The 26,596-nt window shown below is 72.5% G+C and carries 26 protein-coding genes; 9 read left to right on the top strand and 17 right to left on the bottom strand.

Annotated features, from left to right (window positions below):
- Nucleotides 1-166 precede the first annotated feature (166 nt).
- The 4 genes from ACLJWH_RS14665 to ACLJWH_RS14650 all read left to right on the top strand — a co-directional run bounded on the left by ACLJWH_RS14665 (nt 167) and on the right by ACLJWH_RS14650 (nt 5,270).
- Entirely contained in the window at nt 167-1,981 is a 1,815-nt protein-coding gene (locus ACLJWH_RS14665; protein WP_411142107.1) for a gamma-glutamyltransferase family protein, read from the top strand.
- Between the two features lie 144 nt (nt 1,982-2,125).
- The gene (locus ACLJWH_RS14660) at nt 2,126-3,094 is read left to right on the top strand and encodes an inositol monophosphatase family protein (protein WP_411142106.1); all 969 of its coding nucleotides are present in this window, start codon (nt 2,126-2,128) and stop codon (nt 3,092-3,094) included.
- Between the two features lie 40 nt (nt 3,095-3,134).
- Nucleotides 3,135-4,556, top strand: a complete 1,422-nt coding sequence (locus ACLJWH_RS14655) for a phytoene desaturase family protein (RefSeq protein WP_411142105.1) — start codon at nt 3,135-3,137, stop codon at nt 4,554-4,556.
- Between the two features lie 150 nt (nt 4,557-4,706).
- Nucleotides 4,707-5,270 (top strand): O-acetyl-ADP-ribose deacetylase, encoded by a 564-nt coding sequence (locus tag ACLJWH_RS14650; protein ID WP_411142104.1) that lies wholly within the window; start codon nt 4,707-4,709, stop codon nt 5,268-5,270.
- A 327-nt stretch (nt 5,271-5,597) separates the two neighbouring features.
- Here ACLJWH_RS14650 and ACLJWH_RS14645 read toward each other — a convergent pair whose 3' ends face one another.
- Nucleotides 5,598-5,939, bottom strand: a complete 342-nt coding sequence (locus ACLJWH_RS14645) for a DUF5713 family protein (protein ID WP_411142103.1) — start codon at nt 5,937-5,939, stop codon at nt 5,598-5,600.
- 80 nt (nt 5,940-6,019) lie between these two features.
- On the bottom strand, nt 6,020-6,559 hold the full coding sequence (locus tag ACLJWH_RS14640) for a MarR family transcriptional regulator (protein ID WP_411142102.1): 540 nt from the start codon (nt 6,557-6,559) through the stop codon (nt 6,020-6,022).
- Between the two features lie 55 nt (nt 6,560-6,614).
- Between ACLJWH_RS14640 and pip the strand changes: the two genes are divergently transcribed.
- The 3 genes from pip to ACLJWH_RS14625 all read left to right on the top strand — a co-directional run bounded on the left by pip (nt 6,615) and on the right by ACLJWH_RS14625 (nt 9,867).
- On the top strand, nt 6,615-7,586 hold the full coding sequence (gene pip, locus ACLJWH_RS14635) for a prolyl aminopeptidase (RefSeq protein ID WP_411142101.1): 972 nt from the start codon (nt 6,615-6,617) through the stop codon (nt 7,584-7,586).
- A 229-nt stretch (nt 7,587-7,815) separates the two neighbouring features.
- Nucleotides 7,816-9,288 carry an AlkA N-terminal domain-containing protein gene (locus ACLJWH_RS14630; protein WP_411142100.1) on the top strand — a complete coding sequence of 491 codons (1,473 nt, stop codon included), beginning with the start codon at nt 7,816-7,818 and terminating at the stop codon, nt 9,286-9,288.
- A 9-nt stretch (nt 9,289-9,297) separates the two neighbouring features.
- Nucleotides 9,298-9,867: a methylated-DNA--[protein]-cysteine S-methyltransferase gene (locus tag ACLJWH_RS14625; protein WP_411142099.1), complete on the top strand. Its 570-nt coding sequence runs from the start codon at nt 9,298-9,300 to the stop codon at nt 9,865-9,867.
- A gap of 676 nt (nt 9,868-10,543) precedes the next feature.
- Here the strand turns inward: ACLJWH_RS14625 and ACLJWH_RS14620 are convergent.
- Entirely contained in the window at nt 10,544-10,705 is a 162-nt protein-coding gene (locus ACLJWH_RS14620) for a hypothetical protein (protein ID WP_411142098.1), read from the bottom strand.
- Nucleotides 10,706-10,719: 14 nt separating this feature from the next.
- Complete coding sequence (locus ACLJWH_RS14615) at nt 10,720-11,529, bottom strand: nucleotidyltransferase domain-containing protein (RefSeq protein ID WP_411142097.1); 810 nt, start codon at nt 11,527-11,529, stop codon at nt 10,720-10,722.
- A gap of 62 nt (nt 11,530-11,591) precedes the next feature.
- Here ACLJWH_RS14615 and ACLJWH_RS14610 point away from each other — a divergent pair, with 62 nt between their 5' ends.
- The gene (locus tag ACLJWH_RS14610; protein WP_411142096.1) at nt 11,592-11,942 is read left to right on the top strand and encodes a hypothetical protein; all 351 of its coding nucleotides are present in this window, start codon (nt 11,592-11,594) and stop codon (nt 11,940-11,942) included.
- 138 nt (nt 11,943-12,080) lie between these two features.
- Here ACLJWH_RS14610 and ACLJWH_RS14605 read toward each other — a convergent pair whose 3' ends face one another.
- Both ACLJWH_RS14605 and ACLJWH_RS14600 read right to left on the bottom strand, forming a co-directional pair.
- Nucleotides 12,081-12,584, bottom strand: a complete 504-nt coding sequence (locus ACLJWH_RS14605; protein ID WP_411142219.1) for an NUDIX domain-containing protein — start codon at nt 12,582-12,584, stop codon at nt 12,081-12,083.
- A gap of 176 nt (nt 12,585-12,760) precedes the next feature.
- Entirely contained in the window at nt 12,761-14,470 is a 1,710-nt protein-coding gene (locus ACLJWH_RS14600) for a BCCT family transporter (RefSeq protein ID WP_411142095.1), read from the bottom strand.
- Nucleotides 14,471-14,617: 147 nt separating this feature from the next.
- Between ACLJWH_RS14600 and ACLJWH_RS14595 the strand changes: the two genes are divergently transcribed.
- A complete protein-coding gene (locus tag ACLJWH_RS14595) occupies nt 14,618-15,796 on the top strand; it encodes a glycerate kinase (protein WP_411142094.1) in 1,179 nt (392 codons plus the stop codon).
- Between the two features lie 94 nt (nt 15,797-15,890).
- Here ACLJWH_RS14595 and pssA read toward each other — a convergent pair whose 3' ends face one another.
- From pssA to ACLJWH_RS14540, 11 genes are all read right to left on the bottom strand, one after another.
- The gene (pssA, locus tag ACLJWH_RS14590; protein WP_411142093.1) at nt 15,891-16,739 is read right to left on the bottom strand and encodes a CDP-diacylglycerol--serine O-phosphatidyltransferase; all 849 of its coding nucleotides are present in this window, start codon (nt 16,737-16,739) and stop codon (nt 15,891-15,893) included.
- Entirely contained in the window at nt 16,726-17,373 is a 648-nt protein-coding gene (locus ACLJWH_RS14585; protein ID WP_052858196.1) for a phosphatidylserine decarboxylase, read from the bottom strand. The genes pssA and ACLJWH_RS14585 overlap by 14 nt, the downstream gene beginning before the upstream one ends.
- A gap of 170 nt (nt 17,374-17,543) precedes the next feature.
- Nucleotides 17,544-18,749 carry an acyl-CoA dehydrogenase family protein gene (locus tag ACLJWH_RS14580; RefSeq protein ID WP_411142092.1) on the bottom strand — a complete coding sequence of 402 codons (1,206 nt, stop codon included), beginning with the start codon at nt 18,747-18,749 and terminating at the stop codon, nt 17,544-17,546.
- Nucleotide 18,750: 1 nt separating this feature from the next.
- Nucleotides 18,751-19,284 carry a MaoC family dehydratase gene (locus tag ACLJWH_RS14575; protein ID WP_411142091.1) on the bottom strand — a complete coding sequence of 178 codons (534 nt, stop codon included), beginning with the start codon at nt 19,282-19,284 and terminating at the stop codon, nt 18,751-18,753.
- A gap of 5 nt (nt 19,285-19,289) precedes the next feature.
- Nucleotides 19,290-20,252 (bottom strand): HpcH/HpaI aldolase/citrate lyase family protein, encoded by a 963-nt coding sequence (locus ACLJWH_RS14570; protein ID WP_411142090.1) that lies wholly within the window; start codon nt 20,250-20,252, stop codon nt 19,290-19,292.
- Nucleotides 20,249-22,294, bottom strand: coding sequence for a protein meaA (locus ACLJWH_RS14565; protein ID WP_411142089.1), 2,046 nt, complete (start codon nt 22,292-22,294; stop codon nt 20,249-20,251). Before ACLJWH_RS14565 ends, ACLJWH_RS14570 begins: the two co-directional genes overlap by 4 nt.
- A gap of 31 nt (nt 22,295-22,325) precedes the next feature.
- A complete protein-coding gene (gene ccrA / locus ACLJWH_RS14560) occupies nt 22,326-23,699 on the bottom strand; it encodes a crotonyl-CoA carboxylase/reductase (protein ID WP_411142088.1) in 1,374 nt (457 codons plus the stop codon).
- A 445-nt stretch (nt 23,700-24,144) separates the two neighbouring features.
- The gene (locus tag ACLJWH_RS14555) at nt 24,145-24,327 is read right to left on the bottom strand and encodes a hypothetical protein (protein WP_411142087.1); all 183 of its coding nucleotides are present in this window, start codon (nt 24,325-24,327) and stop codon (nt 24,145-24,147) included.
- A 4-nt stretch (nt 24,328-24,331) separates the two neighbouring features.
- Entirely contained in the window at nt 24,332-24,469 is a 138-nt protein-coding gene (locus tag ACLJWH_RS14550; RefSeq protein ID WP_411142086.1) for a hypothetical protein, read from the bottom strand.
- A complete protein-coding gene (locus tag ACLJWH_RS14545) occupies nt 24,469-25,743 on the bottom strand; it encodes a hypothetical protein (protein ID WP_411142085.1) in 1,275 nt (424 codons plus the stop codon). Before ACLJWH_RS14545 ends, ACLJWH_RS14550 begins: the two co-directional genes overlap by 1 nt.
- Nucleotides 25,744-25,779: 36 nt before the next feature.
- Nucleotides 25,780-26,583 carry a TetR family transcriptional regulator gene (locus tag ACLJWH_RS14540; RefSeq protein WP_411142084.1) on the bottom strand — a complete coding sequence of 268 codons (804 nt, stop codon included), beginning with the start codon at nt 26,581-26,583 and terminating at the stop codon, nt 25,780-25,782.
- Nucleotides 26,584-26,596 lie beyond the last annotated feature (13 nt).

Genomic DNA, 26,596 nt, shown 5'->3' with positions numbered 1-26,596 from the left:
GCCCCCTCGCAGGTCGCCGCGTATCGCTGCACCAGCACCAGCACCCGAGCCCTTACGGAGAACGGGCCCGTCCGGAGAACGGGCCCGTCCTGCCGAACGAGTCCGCCGTACCGAACGATCCCGTCATACGGAACGAGTCCGTACCCGACGAATTGAGGAGCCGCTCGTGTTCACCACCCGCCCGACCCTGCAAGGCACCTTCGGGATGGCCGCCACGACGCACTGGCTGGCGTCCCAGTCCGCGATGGCCGTCCTGGAGGACGGCGGCAACGCGTATGACGCGGCCGTCGCCGCGGGGTTCGTGCTGCACGTGGTGGAACCGCATCTGAACGGTCCCGCGGGCGAGGTGCCGATCATCCTGGCGCCGGCGGGCGGCGCGGTGCGGGTGCTGTGCGGTCAGGGCCCGGCGCCGGCCGGTGCGAGCGTGGCGCACTACACCGCGCTCGGCCTCGACCTGGTGCCGGGGACCGGACCGCTGGCCGCTGCCGTGCCCGGTGCGTTCGACGCCTGGCTGCTGCTGCTGCGCGATTACGGCACCAAGTCCCTCGCCGAGGTGCTGCGGTACGCCATCGGGTACGCCGAACACGGACACCCGGCCGTCGAGCGGATCGGCGAGACCGTCGAGACGGTCCGGGAACTCTTCGAGACGGAGTGGACCTCCTCCGCCGAGATCTACCTCCCCGGCGGCGAATCCGTCGCCCCCGGCGGTCTGCTCAAGAACGGGCCGCTGGCGGCCACCTGGCGGCGGCTGATCGGGGAGGCGGAGGCCGCCGCGACCGGCCGCGAGGCGCGGATCGACGCCGCGCGCCGGATCTGGCGCGAGGGATTCATAGGCGAGGCGCTCGCCGACTTCGCCGCCCGTCCGGCCATGGACACCTCGGGCGAACGCCACGCGGGCACCCTCACCGGTGACGACCTCGCCGCCTTCACCGCGGCCTACGAGGCTCCGGTCACCTACGACTGGCGCGGCTGGACCGTCGCCAAGGCCGGCGGCTGGTCCCAGGGCCCCACCCTCCTCCAGCAACTCGCCCTGCTGCCGCAGGAGCTGCCCGAGTACGGCAGCCCCGCATACGCGCACCTGCTCATCGAGGGCTGCAAGCTCGCGATGGCCGACCGCGAGGCGTGGTACGGCGACGCCGCCGAGGTTCCGCTGGAGACCCTGCTCAGCGACGACTACAACGCCGCCCGCCGCGCGCTGATCACCGGCACCGCCTCGTACGAGCTGCGGCCCGGCAGCCCGGACGGCCGCACCCCGCGGCTGAGCCGGCACGCGCTGGCGGTCGCGGCCGGCGAGGGCGCCTTCGACCCGCTGGGTGTCTCCGGCACCGGGGCGGGCGAGCCCACGATGGCGCCGGAGGTAGACCGGAACGGTGCCACTCGCGGCGACACCTGCCACATCGACATCGTCGACCGCTGGGGCAACCTGGTCTCCGCCACCCCCTCCGGCGGCTGGTTGCAGTCCAACCCCGTCATCCCGGCCCTGGGCTTCCCGCTCGGCTCCCGGTTGCAGATGGCCTGGCTGGAGGAGGGGCTGCCCAACTCGCTCACCCCCGGGCGCCGCCCCCGCACCACCCTCACCCCGTCGCTGGCGCTCCGTGACGGGGTGCCCGTCATGGCCTTCGGCACGCCGGGCGGCGACCAGCAGGACCAGTGGCAGCTGCACTTCTTCCTGGCCGTCGCGCTGCGCGCCACGGTCCGCGGCGGTCTCGACCTCCAGGGGGCCATCGACGCCCCGAACTGGCACAACGATTCCTTCCCCGGCTCCTTCTTCCCGCGCACCATGCGGCCGGGGAGCGTCACCGTCGAGTCCCGGATCGGTGCGGAGACCATCGCCGAGCTGCGCCGGCGCGGCCATCACGTCACGGTCGGCGGCGCCTGGTCGGAGGGGCGGCTGTGCGCGGTGGCGCGCGATCCGGAGACCGGGGTGCTGTCGGCGGCGGCCAATCCGCGCGGGATGCAGGGGTACGCGGTCGGACGCTGAGGGCGGGGCGGGGCGGGGCCGGGCAGGGGGCAGGGCCGGGAGGGTATATCCCACCTTGTCCCGCCCCGCCCCGTATCCCCCGCGGCATCGCGAGTTCACCTGAAGTCCAGGTCCGGTGTCAGTGGGGCGTGGTTCGATGGATGCATGATCGAAGCACTTCGTACTCATGTTTCGGGAGATACCGCGAACACCACCGATACGGCCATGGCTGCTCCCAGCGCCCCCGTCGGCGCCATGGCCCCCACGGCCGCCGTCGTCATCCCGCCCGCCGGACATGCCCTGGCCGCCGCCCTCGACCTGTCGGTGCTGGATCTGGCCGCCGTCGAGGCCGCCGTCCGCCGGGCCGCGGCCGACGAGATCATGCCGCGCTTCCGGCAGCTCGCGGCCGAGGACATCGTCGAGAAGAACGGCCCGCACGACCTCGTCACGGTCGCCGACCGGCTCGCCGAGGAGCAGCTCACCGCCGCGCTCTCGGCCCTGCTGCCCGGCTCCCGGGTGGTCGGCGAGGAAGCGGTGCACGCCGATCCCACGGTGCTCGGCGCACTGAGCGGCGACGACCCGGTATGGATAGTCGACCCGGTCGACGGCACCCGCCAGTTCGTGCACGGCGACCCCGGTTTCGCGACGCTCGTCGCCCTCGCCCACCGCGGCGAGGTGCTGGCCTCCTGGACGTACGCCCCCGCGCTCGACCTGATGGCCGTGGCCCGCCGGGGCGCCGGTGCCGAGCTGAACGGCGTCCCGCTGCACACCGGCACCCCGGCCCCCGGCGCGGTCCTCGACGTCGCCATATCCCACTTCGACTTCACCACCGACGACCAGAAGCGGGTGCTCGCCGCGCTGGACACCGACGGCATCGCCCCGCGTCCCTGCGGTTCGGCCGGGCTGGAGTATCTGTACGTCGCCCGCGGCGAGATCGACGCCACCGCCTTCAGCTGGGAGAACTCCTGGGACCACGCCGCCGGGCTGCTGCTGGTGCACGAGGCGGGCGGCGCCAGCGGCACGGTCGCCGGCCGCCCGTTCCGTATCGAGGGCGGCAACGCGCTGCCCTTCACCGCGGCGCGGGATGCCGAAACCGCGCGGCGTATCCTCGGACTGCTGGCGGCCGCCAACTGATCCTCGACGACGAGGGTCGGACGTGAGGGGAGTGGCGCAGGTGCCGAGGATGCTCGATGCGGTGGTGGTCGGAGCGGGACCGAACGGCCTGACGGCCGCCGTGGAGCTGGCCCGTCGCGGGATGTCCGTCGAGGTCTTCGAGGCCCGCGGCACCATCGGTGGCGGGGCGCGCACCGAGGAGTTGACCCTCCCCGGCTTCCGCCACGACCCCTGCTCCGCGGTGCACCCCTTCGGCGTGGGCTCGCCCGCCTTCGCCACCATGCCGCTGGAGCGCTACGGCCTGGACTGGCTGCACCCCGACATCCCGATGGCGCACCCCTTCCCGGACGGTACGGCCGCCGTGCTGGCCCACTCCGTCGGCGAGACCGCGATGTCCTTCGGCCCGCGCGACGCCGGCACGTACCGCAGGCTGGTGGCGCCGTTCCTCGGGAAGTGGGACACCATGGCCCGCGATTTCCTGCGCACCCAGTGGCTCGGCCTGCCCAGCGATCCGCTGACCTACGCCCGCTTCGGCCTGGTCGCGATGCAGCCGGTCACCCTCCTCAACCGCCGCTTCCAGGACGAGAAGGCCCGCGCCCTGCTGGCGGGCCTCGCCGCGCACGCCATCGCGCCGCTCGGCGGCTTCGGCACCACCGGCCTCGCCCTGATGTTCGCGCTCGCCGCGCACGCCAAGGGCTGGCCGGTGCCGCGTGGCGGCTCGCAGGCCATCTCCGACGCGCTGGCCGGGCTGCTGCGTGCCCATGGCGGCGCGCTGCACACCGACTTCGAGGTCAAGCGACTCGACGACCTGCCACCGGCCCGCGCCTATGTCTTCGACACCTCGCCGACCGCGCTGGCCCGGATCGCGGGCCTGGGCAACGCCTACCGTGGGGTGAAGTACGGCCCCAGCGTCTTCAAGATCGATTACGCGATGTCGGGCCCGGTGCCGTGGACGGCGCCGGAGGCGCACCGGGCCGGTACCGTCCACCTCGGCCCCACCAGCGGCGAGATCGCCGCCGCGCTGGACGCCGCCACGCACGGCCAGGACCCGACCGTGCCCTTCCTCATCACCGCCCAGCCCAGCCTCTTCGACACCACCCGCGCCCCCGAGGGCAAGCACACCTTCTGGGCGTACGGCCATGTCCCCAACGGCTGGGAAGGCGACGCCACCGAGGTCGTCGAGCGGCAGATCGAGCGGTTCGCCCCCGGCTTCCGCGACCTCGTGCTGGCCCGCGCGGTCGCCGGCCCGCCCCAGATCGCCGCCCGTAACGCCAATTACGTCGGCGGCGACACCGCCACCGGGTCCGCGGCCGGCCTGCGGCTGCTCATCCGCCCCAAGCTCGCCCGAGTCCCCTACGAAACCGCCCACCCGGCGGTCTTCCTCTGCTCCCAGGCCGCCCCGCCGGGCCCCGGCGTGCACGGCATGTCCGGCCATTACGCCGCCAAGGCGGTCTGGCACCGGCTGCGCAGCGGCCGACGCTGACCGGCGGGGCGCGCGGGACCGGCGGGGCGGCTGACCGGCGGCTCAGGATGTGCTGCCGGGAGCGCCGGCCCCGGGGCACCGGCCTGCCGGTGCCGGCCCCGGGGCGCCGGCATGTCCCGCCCGGTACGGAATCACTTAGGCTCCGGACCCATGAGCGCTACCGGCCCCGGCCTCGACATCCCCGCGGCCCTCACCCTCCACCGCGGTGACATCACGGAACAGGCCGTGGACGCCGTGGTCAACGCCGCCAATTCCTCGCTCCTGGGCGGCGGGGGAGTGGACGGTGCGATCCACCGCCGCGGCGGTCCGGAGATTCTCGCCGAGTGCCGCGCCCTGCGCGCCTCCCGGTACGGACGCGGCCTGCCCACCGGCGCGGCCGTCGCGACCGGCGCCGGCCGACTGCCCGCCCGCTGGGTGATCCATACCGTCGGCCCCGTCTGGTCCGCCGACGAGGACCGCACCCCGCTGCTGGCCTCCTGCTACGAGCGGTCGCTCCGGGTCGCCGCCGAACTGGGCGCCCGCACGGTCGCCTTCCCCGCCATCTCCACCGGAATCTACGGCTGGCCGATCGGCGACGGCGCCCGCACCGCCGTCGCCACGGTCCGCGCGGTGACCGCGGCGGCGCCCGGCACCTTCGACGAGATCCGCTTCGTCGTCTTCGATGACCGTGCCCGCGAGGCGTACGAGGTCGCCCTTGCCGACGACGCCCGCTGACGGTCCGTAAAAGCAGGAGGGGGGCCTCCGGGACGGGCGGCCGACCGGCGGTTCCCGGGTGGGAGCGGTGCGGGCGCCGTGCTCGCCGGGGCCGTGGCCGGCCCGGCGAGTGTGCCGCGGCGTGTGGTCGTGTCCCACGTCGTGGTGTAGGGGATCAAGTGCTACACATTCCGGTACGAGGTCCATGGCGATCTCCGTGGAGGCGGCAGCCCGGGAAGCGTCCTGGTAAGGCGGGTTGGACACCGGATCGGCCGGAGCCACGGTCCCTGGCCTGCGGATTCCGGCACTTGATCCCCTACACCACCTGGCGGGACGCCATCCGGCGTGTCACCAGTCCCGAGCGGCTATCAGCTCCTCCACATCCGCCTCCGGGAACCCGTACGCCGCGGCCACGAACCCGAAGTCCTCGGCTATCTCCTCCCGGGCGACGGTCTCGATCTCGCTGCCGGCCGCCTCGAACTCCGCCTCCAGGGCGTTGAATTCCTCCGTCGCCGCCTCCGTCAGCACGTACAGCGCCGGCAGGTCCGAGGGCGGCTCGGCCTCGATCCGCTCGCAGAGCCGCAGCAGGATCGCGCTGCCTCGGTCGACGACGTGATCGGGGAAGTACCCGTCCGCGTACAGCCCCCGGAGAAACGCGTGTTCTGCCACCTGCTGGTTGGTGATCGGCACCGCAACCCCGTCCTTTCGTTCCGTTCGGCCCGTCAGAAAGCCGACACCGCCACTCTGCACCACGCCACTGACAACGCCCCTCAGCGCACGGTGCCGTCCGTCGCACCGGCCGCCCCCGGCGCTGCGTGGTCCGCGAGCAGATCCGGCGCCACGTCGGCGATCCGCTGCCGCATCGGGCGCCGGTCCAGGGCGTCGAGCGCCTCCTCGACGAGGCGGCTGAGCGGAAACGACAGCTCCGCCTCGAACTCGGCGGCCGCGGCCGTGGTGGCCGCCGCTTCGGCGTCCAGTGTCGGCAGCAGCGACTCGGCCCGCGGGGTGAGGCGGACGATGCGCTGACGGGCGTCCCGGCCCGGGGCACTGGCCACCAGACCCGCGGTGACCATCTGGGCCACGGTCTGGCTCGCCGCGGAATGGGTCACGCCGACGGCCCGTGCCAGCTCGCGGATGGTGGCGGGCCCCGAGGCGGCCAGCGCCCGTACGACCGGGGTGAACCGCGGCCGGAATCCCGGGAGCCCGAGATCCGCGTAGACGGCCGCGACATCACCGTCCAGGAGGTCCAGCAGCAGGCGGAGCCTGGTGCCGAGCAGTTCCGGGCCGGGACCGGAGCGGGGGAGGGACATGAGACGTAATGTAACAGCGCTGTTGTATGGGATGGCTGAGCGAGGAGGCAGGGAGATGGCTGAGCGTTATCCGCCGATCGAGCCGTACGACAAGGGGATGCTCGATGTCGGCGACGGCAACCAGGTGTACTGGGAGGTCTGCGGCAACCCGGACGGCAAACCCGCGCTGGTCGTCCACGGCGGTCCGGGCTCCGGCTGCACCACCGGGACGCGTCGGTACTTCGACCCCGAGCGCTATCGGGTCGTCCTGTTCGACCAGCGCGGCTGCGGCCGGAGCACCCCGCACGCGAGCGACCCGGCCACCGAGATGCGCTACAACACGACGGATCATCTGCTCGCCGATATGGAGCGGTTGCGGGAGCACCTCGGCATCGACCGCTGGCTGCTGTTCGGCGGATCGTGGGGCTCCACCCTGCTCCTGGCGTACGCGGAACGCCATCCGCACCGGGTGTCGGAGATCGTCATCCCCAGCGTCACCACGACCCGGCGTTCGGAGACCGACTGGCTCTACCGGGGCGTCGGCCGGTTCTTCCCCGAGGCATGGGAACGCTTCCTGGCCGGCGTCCCCGGGGTACCGCGGGACGGCGACATAATCGGGGCGTACGCGCGGCTGACGGAGGACCCCGACCCGGCGGTACGGGAGAAGGCCACCGCCGACTGGTGCGCCTGGGAGGACGCGGTGCTCTCCCTGGAGGCGTACGGCGCACCGGACCCGTACGGTGGCCGGCCCTCCGCGGCCCGGCTGGCCCTGGTCCGGATCTGTGCGCACTACTTCTCCCACGGAGCGTGGCTGGCGGAGGGCGCGCTGCTCCGCGACGCCGACCGGCTCGCGGGCATCCCGGGGGTGCTCATCCACGGCCGTCAGGACATGAGCGGGCCGCTGCACACCGCATGGGACCTGGCCCGCGCCTGGCCCGACGCCCGGCTGATCGTCATCGAAGACGCCGGACACAAGGGCAGCGATGCGACGCGGGACCAGGTGATCGGCGCGCTCGACCGGTTCGCCACCATGCGTGAGGGTCGGTGACCGGTGACCGGTGACCGGTGACCGGCGTCCGGCAACGGATGACGAACGGATGACGGATGACGGATGACGGACGCCGGATGGCGATGCGACCGGGCTCGGAAGTGAGACGGGAGGCGTCCGGGCCCGGCCCGGCCCCGAGCCGTCCCCGCCCGGCCCCGGCCCGCCGCCGCCCCACCTACATGTCGGATTCTCGCCAGCCGTCGCCCGCGAGCTGAGTGATCCTGAGGGCATGCACACCGACACCGAGCGCTGTCTGCGCGCCGTGCAGTCCAAGGACGCCCGTTTCGACGGCTGGTTCTTCACGGCGGTGCTCACCACCCGTATCTACTGCCGGCCCAGCTGCCCCGTGGTGCCGCCCAAACCCGCGAACATGCGCTTCTACCCCAGTGCGGCCGCCGCCCAGCAGGCCGGATTCCGGGCCTGCAAGCGCTGCCGGCCGGATGCCAGCCCGGGATCCCCGCAGTGGGACGAGCGGGCCGACCTCGTCGCCCGTGCCATGCGGCTGATCGCCGACGGCGTCGTCGACCGTGAGGGTGTCCCCGGTCTCGCCGGGCGGCTCGGCTACAGCACCCGCCAGATCGAACGCCAGCTGCTGGCCGAACTCGGTGCGGGACCGCTCGCGTTGGCCCGCGCGCAGCGCGCCCAGACCGCCCGGCTGCTGGTGGAGACCAGCGGGCTGCCGATGGCCGAGGTCGCGTTCGCCGCCGGGTTCGCCAGTATCCGCACCTTCAACGAGACCGTACGGGAGGTCTTCGCGCTCTCCCCGACCGAACTGCGGCAGCGCGCCCGGCCCGGTCCGCGCGCGGCGGTGCCCGGCACGCTCGCGCTGCGGCTGCCCTTCCGGCAGCCGCTCAACCCCGACAACCTCTTCGGTCATCTCGCCGCCACCGCCGTCCCCGGCGTCGAGGAGTGGCGCGACGGCGCCTACCGCCGCACGCTGCGCCTCCCGTACGGGCACGGCATCGTCGCCCTCGGCCCGCGGCCCGACCACATCGACTGCCGGCTCGCCCTCACCGATCTGCGCGATCTCGCGGGCGCCATCGCCCGCTGCCGCCGGATGCTCGACCTGGACGCGGACCCGGAGGCCGTCGACGGGCTGCTGCGTGACGATCCGCAGCTGGCCCCGCTGGTCGACAAGGCGCCGGGCCGCCGGGTCCCGCGCACCGTCGACGCCGACGAGTTCGCGCTCCGCGCCGTCCTCGGCCAGCAGGTCTCCACCGCCGCGGCCCGCACCCACGCGGGCCGCCTGGTCCGCGCGCACGGCGACGAGATCGCCGATCCGGGCGGCGGCCTCAGCCACCTCTTCCCGTCCGTCGACGCGCTCGCGCACCTCGACCCGGAGTCGCTGGCGATGCCCCGCACCCGCCGCGCCACCCTCACCGGCGTCATCGCGGCGCTCGCCGCCGGCACGCTGCAACTCGGCATCGGCAGCGACCGGGAGGAGGCCCGCGCCCAGCTCGCGGCGCTGCCGGGCATCGGCCCCTGGACCGTCGAATGCGTCGCCATGCGCGCCCTCGGCGACCCGAACGCGTTCCTGCCGACCGATCTGGGGCTACGCCGGGCCGCCGCCGGACTGGGCCTGCCCGCCACCCCCGCGGCCCTCATCCGTCACTCCGCGCGCTGGCGCCCCTGGCGCGCGTACGCCGTCCAGTACCTCTGGGCGACCGACGACCACCCCATCAACCATCTCCCCACGAACTGAGCACCCGCCATGAACCGTCACCCGTCACCGGACTCCGCCGCCGGCGCCGTCCGCCCCACGCCCACCCTCACCCACACCGTCCTGGCCGACACCCCCGTGGGCCCGCTCACCCTCGTCGCGGCGGGGGAGGCACTCACCGGCCTCTACATGACCGATCAGCGCCACCGTCCACCGCAGGGGAGCTTCGGCCCTCCGGCGGACCCCGCCGAGCCCCCGTTCGCCGCGGCCATCGCCCAGCTCCGCGCCTACTTCCGCGGTGAGCTGACCACCTTCGAGCTGCCGTTGGCGCTCCGTGGCACGCCCTTCCAACGCCGGGTCTGGGCGGCCCTGTGCACGATCCCGTACGGCGAGACCGTCAGCTACGGCCGCCTCGCGGCACAGCTCGGCGTCCCGTCGGCGGCCCGTGCGGTGGGTCTGGCCAACGGGCGGAATCCGGTCGGCATCGTCGTCCCCTGTCACCGTGTCGTCGGCGCCGACGGCAGCCTCACCGGCTACGGCGGCGGCCTCGACCGCAAGCGCCGGCTGCTCGCCTTCGAGCGCTCGGACGAGGCGCTCTTCCCGGTGGAGGAGTGCGGCTGACCGCCAGGGGGACGGCACCGGCCACGGCGTACGGCGGCGACCGGGGGCAGCCGGTGGTGGCGGTACGGCCGCGATCGGGGCTCCGTGCCCGCGGTCGTACGGCTACGGATACGGCTGCGACGGCGGCGCGAGGCCGCCGAGCGGCGTCCGGACCGTCTCCCGGCGTTCGGACCGTCTCCCGGCGTTCGGACCGTCTCCCGGCGTTCGGACCGTCTCCCGGCGTTCGGACCGTCTCCCGGCGTCCGGACCGTCTCCCGGCGTCCGCCGCGCACGCTGCCGCGAACCTTCTCGGCGCCCTCCGGCCGCCGTGTACGGATCGTACGGTTCGACGCCGGACGAGATCCGGCCCCCGCTCCAGCCCCGCTCCGGCCCCGCTCCACGTCCGGATGCGGGGCCGGTTGCCGGGCGGCGGTCGCCGGATGGTGTGCTCCGGGCCGTCGGTGCCCGGTCGGGCCGGTTCGTGCCGGTGTGGCGTGCGCGGTTCCGGGCCGGCGAGCAGTGGCGCCGTCACCGGGAAGGACCGGCGGGAGGGACGGGACGGCAGCCCGGACGAGCTCCGTGTGGTGCCCGGCCGGGGTGCGCGTCGCCTGCCCGGCGGCGTACGGCCATGCGGTCGGCGGAAGTTGCTGACGGGCGTGTGCGGCGGGTGCCGGGGGCGGCATCGCGCGCCCGTCCGTCAGCCCTCGACCGCCTCCCGCACTTCGGCCACCAACTGCTCCGCCCGGGTCAGGGAGCGGTGGTGCCCGGCCGGGGTGCGCGTCGCCTGCCCGGCGGCGTACGGCCATGCGGTCGGCGGCAGTCGCTGACGGGCGCGTGCGGCGGGCGCCGGGGGCGGCACCGCGCGCCCGTCCGTCAGCCCTCGACCGCCTCCCGCACCTCGGCCACCAACTGCTCCGCCCGGGTCAGGGAGCGCGCCAACTCCACGTCCGTACAGCCGAGTTCACTGAGGAGCGTGGTCGCGTGCCCGCCGAAGCCGGGCGGGGTCCGCGGCAGCGCGGCGGCCACGGCGAGCGCGCCCTTTTCGTTGACGCACCACACCCCGTGGTGCGCGTGCAGAGCCTGGACGAGGTAACCGACCGCCCGGGACAGGCACAGCGCCGCGTACAGCACGTCCTGCGCCGCGTACGACTTGGTGGCCATCGTCACCGAGAAACCGGCGTCCCAGACCGCGTCGCGCGTCAGGGCCGTCCGCAGCGCCTCCGGGTAGTCCCGGGTCTCCTCCTGGAGGCGGCCCAACTCCCCACCGGGGTCGGCGAGTACCTGTCCCAGGGCCGCTTCGCCCGGGTACGCGGGGGACCAGAAGCCCAGCGGGTGGCCGGCCTGGACGCCGATCTCGAAGTGGCCGCCGCGGCACTCCTCCCACACCCGCCGCACCCGGTCGACGTCCCGCAGAATCCAGTCCACCCGGCTGCCGTCGGGCAGCGTGAGCCAGGCCCCGCCGTTGACCCACGGACCCCAGGCCCCCGGTTCGTACACCTCGACCGGACCGCCGGTCACCTCCGCGGCCAGCGCCGCCAGCGCCCGCAGATCCGGCTCGCCCCGGTAGTAGACCCCCAGATCCCAGTCGGAGTCCGGGCGGTGTGTCCCGCGCGCCCTGCTCCCGCCGAGCATCACCCCGACAACTCCCGGAACCTGCACGATCTTTGCGGCGATGTCATCCATACCGGCCAGCCTAAGGCCGGTCCGGCGGAGCACGCTCGGGCAGGGGCCGGTAGCTTGGCCGCATGTCTTCTGCACTTGTTGTCGGTTATGACCCGCAAGCGATACCCGGCGTCGACGGGGAGGCTCTGCGTGCGGCCTTCGATGCGGAGCTGGTCCGGTTCGGTGAGCATGGCATCGACGCGGCCATGACGCTGGTCGTGTTCGACGAATCGGCCGAGTCCGTCCTCGTCGCGTCGCTGACCGAGCGTCCGTGGGATGTCGTGGTCGTCGGCGGCGGGATCCGCAAGACCGAGCAGTTGCTTCCGCTCTTCGAGCAGATCGTGAACCTGATCCGCCGCCATGCGCCCCAGGCCGCCATGGCGTTCAACACGAGTGGCGGGGACAGCGTCGAGGCGGCACAGCGGTGGCTCTGACCGCTGTCCGTCCGACGCCTGCGTGATCCGCCGGGCAGGCCCTGGAGCACCGGGCCGACGACGGGCCGGGAGCCGGTTGTCGGTCCGGGCGCCGCGGCCCCCGGATCGCACGGCTCCCGGGCCCGTCCGCCGAACAGGTCAGCCGGGGGTGCCGCCGGCCCCCCTCGGCGGGCGGCCGTCCTCCAGTTCCGCCGGGCCGCGGCCGTCCGCCAGGGCGTCCAGCGCCGCGCGGATACGCAGCGTCGTCTGGTCGTCCAGCAGCGCCTTGGCCTCGTCACGGCTCACCAGCCGCCAGGAGAGCAACTCGTCCTCCTGGAGCCGGATCGCCGCGAGCTGCGCCGCGTCCAGCACCCCGCCGTCGTACACGTACGACACCAGCGGCGGCCGTCCCTCCCCGCGCGTCCAGTCGACGACGAGCAGCGGGCCCGGTTCGATGTCCAGGCCGATCTCCTCGGCGGTCTCGCGCCGGGCGGCCTGCCGCGGCGACTCGCCCGCGTCCGACTCGATGGTGCCGCCGGGCAGGGTCCAGGCTTCGCGGTAGTTGGGTTCGACGAGCAGGATGCGGCCGTCCGCGTCGCGGAAGAGGGTGCCCGCGCCCGCGAGTACGCGGGGCAGACCGGCGATGTATGTGGCGTAGTCCATGGTGGTCACGCCGTGAGCCTAAAGGGCACCCGGCCCCGGGCGGAGCGGCCCCGGACGCGAGGGCGCGGCGCCCTCGCATCCCCGGCCCGCCACCCGGGGCCCGTCCCGCTCCGTACCACTCCCGCGCCTCGCCCTTCCCGCGCTTCACTCCTCCCGCCCCTCGCCCGTCCCGCCGCTCATCCCTCCGGCGTGCCCGAATCGTCGCCCGACCGCCGGGAGTCGGCGGCGCGGCGCAGGCGGGCGTGGCGGGTCGGGGGGCCCGCTTCGGTGATCGCGTCGCCGACCATCGCCCGTACCGCGTCCCGCAGTCCGTGCAGGGCGTGGTGCCGGGCCGGGCCCGCGCCGGGGTCCACCCGGAGTTCCGTCAGCAGCGCCCAGCACAGCGCGAGCATGACGAGGACGAAGGGCAGCGCGACCAGGATCGTCGCGGTCTGGAGGGAGCTGAGGCCGCCGGCCAGCAGCAGTACGGCGGCGACCGCGGCCATCAGGATGCCCCAGGTCACCACCAGCCAGGTCCGCGGATGCAGCGCGCCCCCGCTGGTCAGTGAGCCCATCACCAGGGACGCGGAGTCGGCGCTGGTGACGAAGTACGTCATCACCAGGACCATCGCCACCCAGGAGGAGACGGCGCCGGCCGGCAGGGCGTCCAGCATCCCGAAGAGCGACGCCTCGGCGTCCTTGGCGGTGCTCGTCAGCCGGGCGGCCCCGGTCGCGTCCAGCCGGATCGCGGTGCCGCCCAGCACGCAGAACCAGATCGTGGTCGCGCCGCTGGGCACCAGCAGGACGCCGATGAGGAACTCGCGGATGGTGCGGCCGTGCGAGATGCGCGCGATGAAGGTGCCGACGAACGGGGCCCAGGACAGCCACCACGCCCAGTAGAAGATCGTCCAGGTGCCCAGCCAGGCCCGGTCGGTGAAGGCGCCGGTGCGCGAGGCCATCGACAGCAGATCGTTGAGGTAGCCGCCGATGCTCGCCGGGATGCTGTCCAGGATGTAGACCGTGGGGCCGACGACGAAGACGAACAGCATCAGCAGCGCGGCGAGCAGGATGTTGAGCGTGGACAGCCATTTGACGCCCCGGTGCAGCCCGGAGAACGCCGAGGCGACGAACGCGGCGGACAGCGCGAAGATGATCACGAGCTGGACGCCCCTGCTGTCCACCGACCCGGTGGTGAGGTGCAGCCCCTTGGCCACCTGGAGCGTGCCCAGGCCGAGGCTGGTGGCGGTGCCGAAGACCGTCGCGAAGACGGCGAGCAGATCGATGGCCCGGCCCGGCCAGCCGTTCGCCCGCCGCTCGCCGATCAGCGGGACGAAGACGGAGCTGAGGCGGTTGCCGCGGCCCTTGCGGAACACCGAGTACGCCAGCGCGAGCCCGGCCATGCCGTAGATGGCCCACGGGGTCAGGGTCCAGTGGAAGAACGAGTACTCCAGAGCCGTCCGGGCCGCGGCACCGGTCTGCGGTGGGACACCGGTTCCCGGCGGCGGCGAGACATAGTGCTGGAGCGGTTCGCCGACCCCGTAGAACATCAATCCGATGCCCATTCCCGCGCTGAACATCATCGCGATCCAGGTGAGATTCCCGAACTCGGGATCCGCGTCGTCCGCGCCCAGCCGGATTCTGCCGAACCGGCTGAAGGCGATCACCAGACACAGCACGAGGAAAATATTGGCGGCGACCACGAAAAGCCAGGCGAAATTTCCGAGTACCCAGCTCAGTGCGGTACCGGTCACCGATTCGAAATTCTTCCTGCCGAATGCCGCCCAGGCGACCACCGCGAGGACCGCGACGACTCCGATACCGACCACTGCCGGATCGGGCGGGGGATCCTTACGGGATTCTCCGGGCGTGTAATGCGGGGCCGGTTCCCCGGTCGAGTGCACGCTCATGGCGTCCCACTATGGACGCCCATAACGGGGCATGCCGGATGGGCGCGCCGTCGGTCCCGCCACAGAAGTGCCTGCCCTGTTCGCCGGGCCGTGCGCCGGATAAGGTCACTGCGGCGCGACTGCCAGTTCGAAAAAAGGGGACATACGGTGGCGGACGCAGCAAGGACGGACCCCGCGCGGGGCGGGGCGCGCACCGCGCGGGTACTGATCGCCGCGGACAAATTCAAGGGCTCGCTCACGGCCGTCGAGGTCGCGGAGCACGTCACGGCCGGTCTGCGGCGCGTGGTCCCGGACGTCGGGGTGACGGCCGTGCCGGTCGCGGACGGCGGCGACGGCACGGTCGAGGCGGCGCTGGCGGCCGGATTCACCCGCCACGAGGCGCGGGTCACCGGGCCCACCGGCGCGCCGGTCACGGCCGCCTTCGCGCTGCGCGGTGACGGTACGGCGGTGGTGGAGATGGCGGAGGCGTCCGGCCTCCAGCACCTCCCGGCGGGTGTGTTCGCGCCCCTGACGGCCGGTACGTACGGCACCGGTGAGCTGCTGCTCGCGGCGCTGGACGCGGGGGCGGCCTCGATCGTCCTCGGGGTCGGCGGCAGCGCGACGACCGACGGCGGCGCCGGGATGCTCACGGCCCTGGGCGCGCGCTTCCTGGACGCCGGGGGCGAGCCGCTCGCCCCCGGCGGCGGGCCGCTGCGGGAGCTGGCCACGGCCGACCTGTCGGGCCTCGATCCCCGCCTGGCCCGTACTCATGTCGTCCTCGCCAGCGACGTCGACAATCCGCTCACCGGTCCCACGGGTGCCTCTGCGGTCTATGGCCCGCAGAAGGGCGCGAGCGCGGCCGACGTCGCGGCACTGGACGCCGCCCTGGCGCATTTCGCCGCGGTGCTGGCGAGCGCCGTCGGAGCGCGGGCCGCCACGTACGCGGCGGCTCCGGGCGCGGGCGCCGCGGGCGGTGTCGGGTACGGCGCGCTGGTCGGCCTCGGCGCGGAGTTCCGGCCCGGTATCGAGGTGCTGCTCGACGCCCTGGGCTTCGCCCCGGCGCTGGCGCGGGCCACCCTCGTCATCACCGGCGAGGGCTCGCTCGACCGGCAGACGCTGCACGGCAAGGCACCGGCCGGGGTCGCCGCCGCGGCTCGTGCGGCAGGTGTCGACGTGATCGCGGTCTGCGGCCGGCTCACGCTGCCGCCGGAGGCGCTCGCCGCGGCCGGCATCCGGCGCGCGTACGCCCTGACGGACCTGGAGCCCGATCCGGCCCGCTGCATGGCCGAGGCGGGCCCGCTGCTGGAGCGCGCGGCGGAGCGCCTGGCGCGCGACTTCCTGGTCTGAGCCCGGTGCGGGCGGCCTGCACCGGGGAATGCCGAGAGCCCCGGGCGAAGGAAGTCCTTCGCCCGGGGCTCTCGGCGTGTCGTGTGCGGTCGCGCTACGGAAGCTGGGTGGCGCGCGCCTCGCGGCGGTTGTCCCGGAAGGTGTTGACCCGCCGGGCCGTCGCGAACAGCGGGATCATGGCGCCCAGCACCACCTGGAGCGCACAGCCGGTCTGGAGCAGCAGCATGCCACCGGGGGCATCCAGCGCCCAGGCGGCCAGCAGGCCCATGCTGAGCACGATCCAGCTGAGCATCGCCACCGCGAGCCGGCCCCGCGGCTTGGGGTACTCGACCCGGCTCACCATCAGCCAGGCCACTCCGATGATCGCCAGCAGCGTCGGGACGAACGGCAGCTCCAGGAGGACGATGGCGACGACGGTCAGGGCGCCGAACGGACTCGGCATGCCCTGGAAGATGCCGTCGCGCAGCGTGACACAGGAGAACCGCGCGAGCCGCAGCACCACCGCCAGCAGCACCACCACCGCGGCGACCACGGACACCTTCTGGTGCGCGTCCTGGGCGACCATGCCCCAGGTCACGACGAAGTACGCCGGTGCCAGTCCGAAGCTGATCAGGTCGGAGAGGTTGTCGAGTTCGGCACCCATCGCGGAGCTGCGCAGCTTGCGCGCCACGAGTCCGTCGAAGAGGTCGAAGATCGACGCGAGCAGCATCAGGATCACGGCCATCGCCGCGCTGTGCCGGGCCATCCCGCCGTCGTCGGTGCCCGTCAGATGCGGGATGAGGACGCCGGTGGTGGTGAAGTACACGGCCATGAAGCCGCAGATCGCGTTACCGAGAGTGAGGGTGTCCGCTATTGACAGCCGCGTGGACAGCGGCATGTCGTCGTCGGCCTCCTCGGTCTCGGGCGCCCAGCCGGCCTGCGTCTCGGGATCAATCACGGTCAAGGCGAGTCACCCCCGCGGTGGTGGCCTGGCCGACCTCGACCGCCGCCTCGACGCCCTCCGGGAGGTAGACGTCCACGCGCGAACCGAACCGGATCAGACCGATGCGCTCACCCTGCTCGACCTTGGTGTCCGCGGGCACGTAGGGGACGATACGGCGGGCCACCGCCCCGGCGATCTGCACCATCTCGATGTCGCCGAGCTCGGTGTCGAAGTGCCAGACGACCCGCTCGTTGTTCTCGCTCTCCTTGTTGAACGCCGGAACGAATCCACCCGGGATGTGCTCCACGGACGTCACCGTGCCGGCCAGCGGCGCGCGGTTGACGTGGACATTCAGCGGGCTCATGAAGATCGCGACGCGGGTGCGTCCGTCCTTCCACGGCATGATGCTCTGCACCACACCGTCGGCCGGGGAGATGACACGGCCCTGCGCGATCTCCCGCTCGGGGTCGCGGAAGAACCACAGCATGCCCGCCGCCAGAGCGGTGGCGGGCACGGCAACGGCGGCCCAGCGTCCTGACCGGCGGGACCGGGCGAGGCTGACCGCTGCCGTGGCAACGGTCGGCACGAGCCACGGCGACGCTCCGCGCGCGAGGCGGACACGGCCGCGTTGTGCAGAGGATTGGCTGTGGGGCATGGTTGACCTTCGTAGCGGAGGATGCCGCGTAGGGATACGGGGGACGGCGGCTTTCCGGGGATGCTATCGGTTTCGGGCGGCAACTGGCCAAGAGCCAACGCCAATCCATGGCCGAAGTGCGATGACGGGGTGTGATCTTCGTCTAGGCGAAATCGGTCTAAATGGGACGTTCACCCCTGGATTCGGTACTCCTCCAGTAGTCGGCGCCCGATGATCATTTTCTGGATCTCGGCGGTACCTTCACCGATCAGCAGCATCGGGGCCTCGCGGTAGAGGCGCTCGATCTCGTACTCCTTCGAGAAGCCGTAGCCGCCATGGATGCGGAACGCGTCCTCGACCACCTCCTTGCAGTACTCGGAGGCCAGGTACTTCGCCATCCCGGCCTCCAGGTCGTTTCGCTGACCGGAGTCCTTTTTGCGAGCGGCATTAACCATCATTGCATGCGCCGCTTCGACCTTTGTCGCCATTTCGGCCAGTTTGAACTGGATGGCCTGGTGCTGGGCAATGGGCTTTCCGAAGGTGTGCCGCTGCTGGGCGTACGCGATGCCCAGCTCGAAGGCGCGCCGGGCGACCCCGCAGCCGCGTGCGGCCACATTGACCCGGCCGACCTCGACGCCGTCCATCATGTGAGAGAAGCCACGTCCGCTCTCGCCGCCGAGGACCCGGCCGGCCGGGATCCGGAGGCCGTCCATGATCATTTCGGTGGTGTCGACACCCTTGTAGCCCATCTTGTCGATCTTGCCGGGAATGGTCAGGCCCGGCCGGACCTCGCCGAAACCCGGCTCCTTCTCCACCAGGAACGTCGTCATCGACCGGTGCGGCGCCGTCCCCTCCGGATGCCCCTCGTCCGTGCGGCACAGCACCGCCACCAGCGAGGCCGAACCGCCGTTGGTGAGCCACATCTTCTGGCCGGTCAGGACGTAATCGTCGCCGTCCCGCACCCCCTTGGACGAGATGGCCGCCACATCGGAACCCAGCCCCGGCTCCGACATCGAGAACGCGGCGCGGATTTCCCCGGTCGCCATCTTCGGCAGGAAGTGGTCCTTCTGCTCCTGCGTGCCGTGCTGTTTGAGCATGTACGCCACGATGAAGTGGGTGTTGACGATGCCCGACACACTCATCCAGCCGCGGGCGATCTCCTCGACGGTCAGCGCATACGTGAGCAGTGACTCACCGAGACCGCCGTACTCCTCGGGAATCATCAGGCCGAACAGGCCGAGTTCTTTGAGGCCCTCGACGATCTCCGTCGGATAGGCGTCGCGGTGTTCCAGCTCCGTGGCGACCGGCAGGATCTCTTTGTCGACGAAGTCACGAACGGTGGCGAGGATTTCCCGCTGGACGTCCGTCAGACCCTCGGTCCGCGCAAGACGGCTCATGTCACTTCTCCTTCTCGGCGGACGGGGCGGACGGGGCGGACGGTTCGGGGCGGCCCGGCTGCTCCCCGCCGCGCGCCTCGGTGTACGCGGCCGTCGGCACCAGCACCTTGCGCCGGAAGACGCAGACCAGCGTGCCGTTCTGGTTGTGGCCCCGGGTCTCGACGTGCACGACTCCGCGGTCCGGCTTGGACCGGGACGGCGTCTTGCCGAGCACCGTCGTCTCGCCGTAAAGGGTGTCGCCGTGAAAGGTCGGTGCCACGTGTTTCAGTGATTCGACCTCCAGATTGGCGATGGCCTTTCCGGAGACATCCGGCACCGACATACCCAGCAGCAAGGAGTAGATGTAGTTTCCGACGACGACGTTCTTTTTGAAGTCGGTGGCCCGCTCCGCATAGTTGCTGTCCATGTGCAGCGGATGATGATTCATCGTCAGCAGACAGAAGAGGTGGTCGTCGTATTCCGTGACGGTTTTTCCCGGCCAGTGCTTGTACACGTCGCCGACGGTGAACTCTTCATAGGTGCGGCCGAACTGCATGGCGGTTACGCCTCCGGTGCCTCGAACGTGGATGTACGGGTCATGCCGGCGGCCCGGCCCTTTCCGGAGACGACCAGCGCCATCTTGCGGCTCGCCTCGTCGATCATCTCGTCGCCGAGCATCGCGGAACCCTTCGCGCCGCCCGCCTCAGAGGTGTGCCACGCATAGGCGTCGAGGATCAGCTCGGCGTGGTCGTAGTCCTCCTGGGAGGGCGAGAAGACCTCGTTCGCGGCCGCCACCTGGCCCGGGTGCAGCACCCACTTGCCGTCGAAACCGAGCGCGGCGGCGCGGCCGGCGACCTCGCGGAAGCCGTCCACGTTCCGGATCTGGAGGTAGGGGCCGTCGATGGCCTGGAGATCGTGGGTGCGGGCTGCCATCAGGATGCGCATCAGGATGTAGTGGTACGCGTCCGCGCCGTAGCCGGGCGGCTGCTCGCCGACGACCAGGGACTTCATGTTGATGGAGGCCATGAAGTCGGCCGGGCCGAAGACGATCGTCTCCAGGCGCGGCGAGGCACCGGCGATCTCGTCGACGTTCACCAGGCCCTTGGCGTTCTCGATCTGCGCCTCGATGCCGATCCGGCCGGGCTCGAAGCCCATCGTCTTCTCGATCTGGGTCAGCAGCAGATCCAGCGCGACGACCTGCTGGGCGTCCTGGACCTTGGGCAGCATGATGCAGTCCAGGTTCGGCCCGGCCCCCTCGACGACGGTGATGACGTCCCGGTACGTCCACTGCGTGGTCCAGTCGTTGACCCGCACCACGCGCGTCTTGCCGGTCCAGTCGCCGTTGTTCAGCGCGTCCACGATGGTGTGCCGGGCGCCCTCCTTGGCGAGCGGCGCGCAGGCGTCCTCCAGGTCCAGGAAGACCTGGTCGGCCGGCAGTCCCTGCGCCTTCTCCAGGAAGCGCGGGTTGCTGCCGGGCACCGCGAGGCAGGAGCGGCGCGGGCGAAGGCGGTTGACAGCGGTCATGCGGGGACCTCCAGGGGGTCGAGCTTGTTCGCTTTCCGGATCTCGTCGACGATACGGCCGATGATCTCGGTGATGCCGAAGTCCTTGGGTGTGAAGACGGCCGCGACCCCGGCCGCCCGGAGCGCGGTCGCGTCGGCGGGCGGGATGATGCCGCCGACGATGACGGGGATGGGGGTGTCCGCCGGGCCACCGGACCCGGCGGGGGCGGCGGCACCGCTCCGGCGCAGCCGGTCCAGCACGTCCGGCACCAGTTCGGCGTGCGAACCGGACAGGATCGACAGCCCCACGCAGTGCACGTCCTCGGCTACGGCCGCCGCGACGATCTGCTCCGGGGTGAGCCGGATGCCCTGGTAGACCACCTCGAAGCCCGCGTCCCTGGCCCGTACGGCGATCTGCTCGGCGCCGTTGCTGTGCCCGTCCAGACCGGGTTTGCCGACCAGCAGGCGCAGCGCGCCGCAGCCCAGTTCGGCGGCGGTCCGCGCGGCCTTCGCGCGGACCGCCGCCAGCGGGGTGCCCGCCTCGGCGGTGACCGCCAGCGGCGCGCCGGAGACGCCGGTGGGGGCCCGGAACTCGCCGAAGACATCGCGCAGCGCCCAGCACCATTCGCCGGTCGTCACCCCGGCCCGGACGCAGTCGAGAGTGGCCGGGAAGAGGTTGGCGTCGCCCGCCGCGGCCTTCTTCAGAGCCGACAGCGCGTCCTGCGCACGCCCCTCGTCGCGGTCGTCGCGCCAGGCGTGCAGCGCCCGGACCACGCGCGCCTCGTTGGCCGGGTCGACGGTCAGCACGGCGGTGTCGAGATCCGTGGTGAGCGGGCTGGGCTCGGTGGACTCGTAGCAGTTGACGCCGACGATCCGCTCCGTACCCTCCTCGATCCTGGCCCGCCGCTCGGCGTGCGCCGAGACCAGCTGCGACTTGAGGTAGCCGGACTCCACGGCGGCCAGCGCCCCGCCCATCTCCTCGATCCGCGTGATCTCCGCCAGCGCGTCGGTGACCAGGGCGTCCACCTTCGCCTCGACGACCCGCGAGCCGGCGAAGATGTCCTCGTACTCCAGCAGATCGCTCTCGTGCGCCAGCACCTGCTGGATACGCAGCGACCACTGCTGGTCCCAGGGCCGGGGCAGTCCCAACGCCTCGTTCCAGGCGGGGAGCTGGACGGCGCGGGCGCGGGCGTCCTTGGAGAGCGTGACGGCCAGCATCTCCAGCACGATCCGCTGGACGTTGTTCTCCGGCTGCGCCTCGGTCAGGCCGAGCGAGTTGACCTGGACGCCGTAGCGGAAGCGCCGCTGCTTGGCGTCCTCGATGCCGTACCGCTCCTGGGTGATCCGGTCCCAGATGCGGCCGAAGGCGCGCATCTTGCACATCTCCTCGATGAACCGGACACCGGCGTTCACGAAGAAGGAGATACGGGCGACCACCTCGCCCCTGCGCTCCTCGGGGACCTGGCCGGACGCGAACACCGCGTCGAGCACGGCGATCGCGGTGGACATCGCGTAGGCGATCTCCTGGACCGGGGTGGCGCCCGCCTCCTGGAGGTGGTAGCTGCAGATGTTGATCGGGTTCCACCGGGGGAGGTGGTTCACGGTGTACGTGATCATGTCCGTCGTCAGGCGGAGGCTGGGCCCCGGCGGGAAGACGTGCGTACCGCGCGAGAGGTACTCCTTGACGATGTCGTTCTGCGTCGTTCCCGCCAGCCGGGTGATGTCGGCGCCCTGTTCCTCGGCCACCACCTGGTACATCGCCAGCAGCCACATGGCCGTGGCGTTGATGGTCATCGAGGTGTTCATCCGGTCCAGCGGGATGTCCCGGAACAGCCGCCGCATGTCACCGAGGTGCGAGACCGGCACCCCGACCCGGCCGACCTCGCCGCGGGCGAGCAGGTGGTCGGGGTCGTAACCGGTCTGGGTCGGCAGGTCGAACGCCACCGACAGGCCGGTCTGGCCCTTGGCGAGGTTGCGCCGGTACAGCTCGTTGGACGCCTCGGCGGTGGAGTGCCCGGCGTACGTCCGCATCAGCCACGGACGATCTTTCTGACGCTCAGTCATGTATGGCCCGTATCCTCGTGGTCCGGCGCTGTCAGTGGGTCCGGCCGGGCCGGTGGGCCCGTTCCGCCGCGGTGTCCCGGAAGCGGTTGATGGCGTCGAGGTGCCGGGCGCGCATCTCCTCGTCGCGTACGCCCATGCCCTCCTCGGGGGCGAGCGCGAGCACGCCGACCTTGCCCTGGTGGAGGTTGCGGTGCACGTCGTAGGCCGCCTGGCCGGTTTCCACCAGGGGGTACGTCCGCGAGAGGGTCGGGTGGATCTTTCCCTTGGCGACCAGACGGTTGGCCTCCCAGGCTTCGCGGTAGTTGGCGAAGTGCGAGCCGACGATCTTCTTCAGCGACATCCACAGGTAGCGGTTGTCGTACTCGTGGCGGTAGCCCGAGGTGGACGCACAGGTGACGACGGTGCCGCCCTTGCGGGTGACGTACACGGAGGCGCCGAAGGTCTCCCGGCCCGGGTGCTCGAAGACGATGTCCACGTCCTCGCCGCCGGTCAGCTCGCGGATGCGCTTGCCGAACCGCTTCCACTCGCGCGGGTCCTGGTGCTCCTCGTCCCGCCAGAACGTGAAGCCCTCGGCGCTGCGGTCGATGATCGCCTCGGCGCCCATCCGCCGGCAGATCTCCGCCTTCTGGTCGCTGGAGACCACGCAGATCGGGTTGGCGCCGCCGGCCAGCGCGAACTGGGTGGCGTACGAACCGAGTCCGCCGCTCGCGCCCCAGATCAGGACGTTGTCGCCCTGTTTCATCCCGGCGCCGTTGCGGGACACCAGCTGGCGGTACGCGGTCGAGTTGACCAGGCCCGGGGCTGCCGCCTCCTCCCAGCTCAGGTGCCGGGGCTTGGGCATCAGCTGGTTGGACTTGACGAGCGCGATCTCGGCGAGGCCGCCGAAGTTGGTCTCGAAGCCCCAGATCCGCTGCTCGGGGTCGAGCATGGTGTCGTTGTGGCCGTCGGAGGACTCCAGCTCGACGGAGAGGCAGTGCGCGACGACCTCGTCCCCGGGCGCCCAGGCGTTGACGCCGGGGCCGGTGCGCAGCACGACGCCCGCGAGATCGGAACCGATGACGTGGTACGGGAGATCGTGCCGCTTGCCGAGCGGTGAGAGGCGCCCGTAGCGCTCCAGGAACCCGAACGTCGGCAGCGGCTCGAAGATCGAGGTCCACACGGAGTTGTAGTTCACGGAGGAGGCCATCACGGCCACCAGCGCCTCGCCGGGGCCGAGTTCGGGCACCGGCACGTCCTCGACGTGCAGCGACTTGCGGGGGTCCTTCTCCTTGCTGCTGAGGCCGGCGAACATCTCGGCCTCGTCCTTGTGCACGGTCACGGCGCGGTAGGACTCGGGGAGGGGCAGCGCGGCGAAGTCGTCGCGGGTGCTGTCGGGCGCGAGGATCGCGTCCAGGATGTCGTTCACGGAGTGCCTCCGGCGGATGGGGTCTCCCCCTGCTTGAGCGGAGCCGAGAGCTCGGGGAAGCGTCGAGGGAACGGCTTGGGAGAACGTCGGGGTGGTGCGGAGGTGGTGCCGTCGGTTCGGCCGGGGCGGCGCCGCTCCCGCCGTCGCCGCGCGTATCGCGGCGGTGTCGGTCACGGTGCCTGGCAGCGCCGGTGGGCGCGGGTGGAGATACCCCCGGCGGTGGCCGGGGAGCCTGTGACGCAGGCGTCCGGGCGGGCGGCCACAAGTGGCTTGCTGGGACAGCCGGCGCACGGAAGTTCGCTGCGCGCCGGCCGCCCGGACACCCTCAAGGTATGACACCGGGTGCCACTCGACAAGACACTGAGTGCCAAGAATTTCTCTCAGATGACATTTGGGTGGCACGTATGAGCAGAGTCCGGGCCGCTTTCCGCGCCGCCGAAGCGGGTCAATTCCGGCCCTTCGGTCGTTCTCGGAACCGTGGCCACAGCTGGGCGACGCCGTGCAGTACGAGCAGCGCCGCCGCCACCAGGCTGTCGCGCGGTGCCCCCGCCGAGGCCCCCGCGGCGAGCAGCCCGGTACCGGCCGCCGGGCCGAGCAGGGCCCCGATCCGGGCCCCCGCGGTCTGCACCCAGTCACCGGCGGCCGCCGGGCGGATCACCCGTACGTAGAGCGCGCGCCTCACCGGTCAGCGGGCTGCGGCCGGGCAGCCACCGCTGGCGGGCGTCCACCGCCGCCGCGGCGGCCAGCAGCAACTGCCCCAGCCACGACATCACCGGACCGCCCTGGACCAGTGCCCACAGCAGGCAGCCCAGTGCCCACAGTGCGCCGCACACCGGGAACGCGAAGAGCCGCAGCAGCACCGGCCACACATGTCGGGCCGTGAGCCGCACCGGCGGCTCGGGCACCTCGGCGGCGTCGGCGTCGGCAGCCGCTCCACCCAGGCCCGTAGGGCCGCTGCCTCGGCCTCTATCGCCTCCAGTTGGCGCAGCTCCAGCTCGACCCTCAGCAGTCGGTTCAGCAGCAGCGGCAGCCGGTGCGTCGCGGCCAGGCCGATCGCCTCCTCCAGCAGTGGCGCGGCGGCGGGCGTCTGCCCCGCCTGGATCTCCGCCACGGCCAGCAGCTCCAGCGCCTCGATCGTCGCCCGTAGGTCGCCCGCTTCGCGCGCCACCTCCAGCACCTGGCGCAACTGCACCACGTCGAAGTCGCGTTGGTGGCCGTGGGCGGCGCAGCTCGCCAGCCGCAGGTACGCGTACGCCGCGGCCACGAGATCGCCCGCCGCCTCGGCCCTCGCCGCCGCCCCGGTGTATGCCCTGGTCGCCTCCGCGAAGTGCCCCAGCGCCTCCAGGGCCTGGCCCAGCGCGCTGAACGAGGCGGCCGACCGGGGCGCGTCACGGCGCCGCCGCCACGCCAGCGCGGCCCGTTGGAGGTGGTACCGGGCGGCCTCGTGGTCGCCGCGCTCGGCGGCCTGCTTGCCGAACTCGTCGTCCACCTCGGGGGAGCGCACCCCGAGCGGGATACGGGCCAGATGCCCCGCCTCGGCGCATTCCTGGGCCTCGCGCCGGCGCCCCAGAGCCCAGTACTGGCGCCGCATCGGCAGCAGCAGCTCCGCCTCGCGGCGGTGGTCGCCGCGGTGCTGGGCCGCGAGGACCGACTGTCGCAGGACGGTCAGTGTGTCCACGGTGTGGGTGCGCCGGATGAGATATGCCCGCAGCGGCGCGGCCACCGGCTCCACCGGACCGTACAGACCGCCCGCCACCGCCAGTGCGCACTTGCCGACACCGCCCTCGCCGGTGACGGCGACGGCCGGGGGCGCGGCGCCGTCGCGGTCCGGGGCCAGCAGGCCGCGCAGCCGGGCCTGCGGAGCCGCCCGGTCGAGGAGCGCGGGCGGGGCGCGGCGGGAGTCCGCCCAACGACCGCGGGGCGGCGTTGTGGAAGCCGAGGTGGACGACGTTCGCCTGGATGAGGTTCTCGGCCGCCCCGCCGCTGAAGACGTTGTGTGTGGCGGGAGTTCGGCCCACCGGGCTCGCGCCGTCCGTGTCGTCATCCACAGTCACGTGGGTAACACGTGCGAGCCGGTGTGTCAGTTCCGCTCGGTGATCGCCTTGCGGATCGTGCGCATGATGTCGTCCAGCGGGGCGTCCGTCCGCGCCACCGCGACCAGCACCTGGCCCTCCCGGGAGACGGCCGCCGGGGGGTGCTCCCCGGCGGCGGCGCGGCCCACGCCGATACCGGCGCCGAAGGTGTCCCGGACGATCCCGAAGGCGTGATCGAGCTGGGACTCGACATCGCCCTCGGCGCCGGCCCGCAGCCAGCGGCGCAGTACGTGGTTGTGCGCGGTGACCACGGCCGACGCCGCGACCTCGGCGAGCAGCGGATCGTCGTCGCCCTCGTGGTGCGCGCCCTCGTCGAAGTGGCCCAGCAGATAACGGGTGAACAGCCGCTCGTAGCGGGCCACCGAGGCGATCTCGGCCTCGCGCAGGGTGGGTACCTCGCGGGTGAGGCGGTAGCGGGCCACGGACACGGCGGGGGAGGCCGCGTACATCCGCATGACTTCCTTGATGCCGCGGCAGACCGTGTCGAGGGGGTTCTCGTGCGGCGGGGCGGCGTCCAGGACGGCCTCGGCGCGGACGAGGGTGTCGTCGTGGTCGGGGAAGATCGCCTCTTCCTTGGAGCGGAAGTGGCGGAAGAAGGTCCGCCGGGCCACGCCCGCGGCGGCGGCGATCTCGTCGACCGTGGTCGCCTCGTAGCCCTTGGTCGCGAACAGTTCCATGGCTGCCGCCGACAGTTCGCGGCGCATTTTGAGCCGCTGGGCGGCGGCCCGGCGGGCGCCGGGGGTGCTGGTGCCGGGGGAGTCGGACGACTGCGGGCGAGCGGGCTGGGACATGTGGGGACGGTAC

The sequence above is a fragment of the Streptomyces sp. x-80 genome, from assembly GCF_046549095.1.
GTDB lineage: Bacteria > Actinomycetota > Actinomycetes > Streptomycetales > Streptomycetaceae > Streptomyces > Streptomyces celluloflavus.
This window is presented reverse-complemented; position numbering and strand designations above follow the sequence as displayed.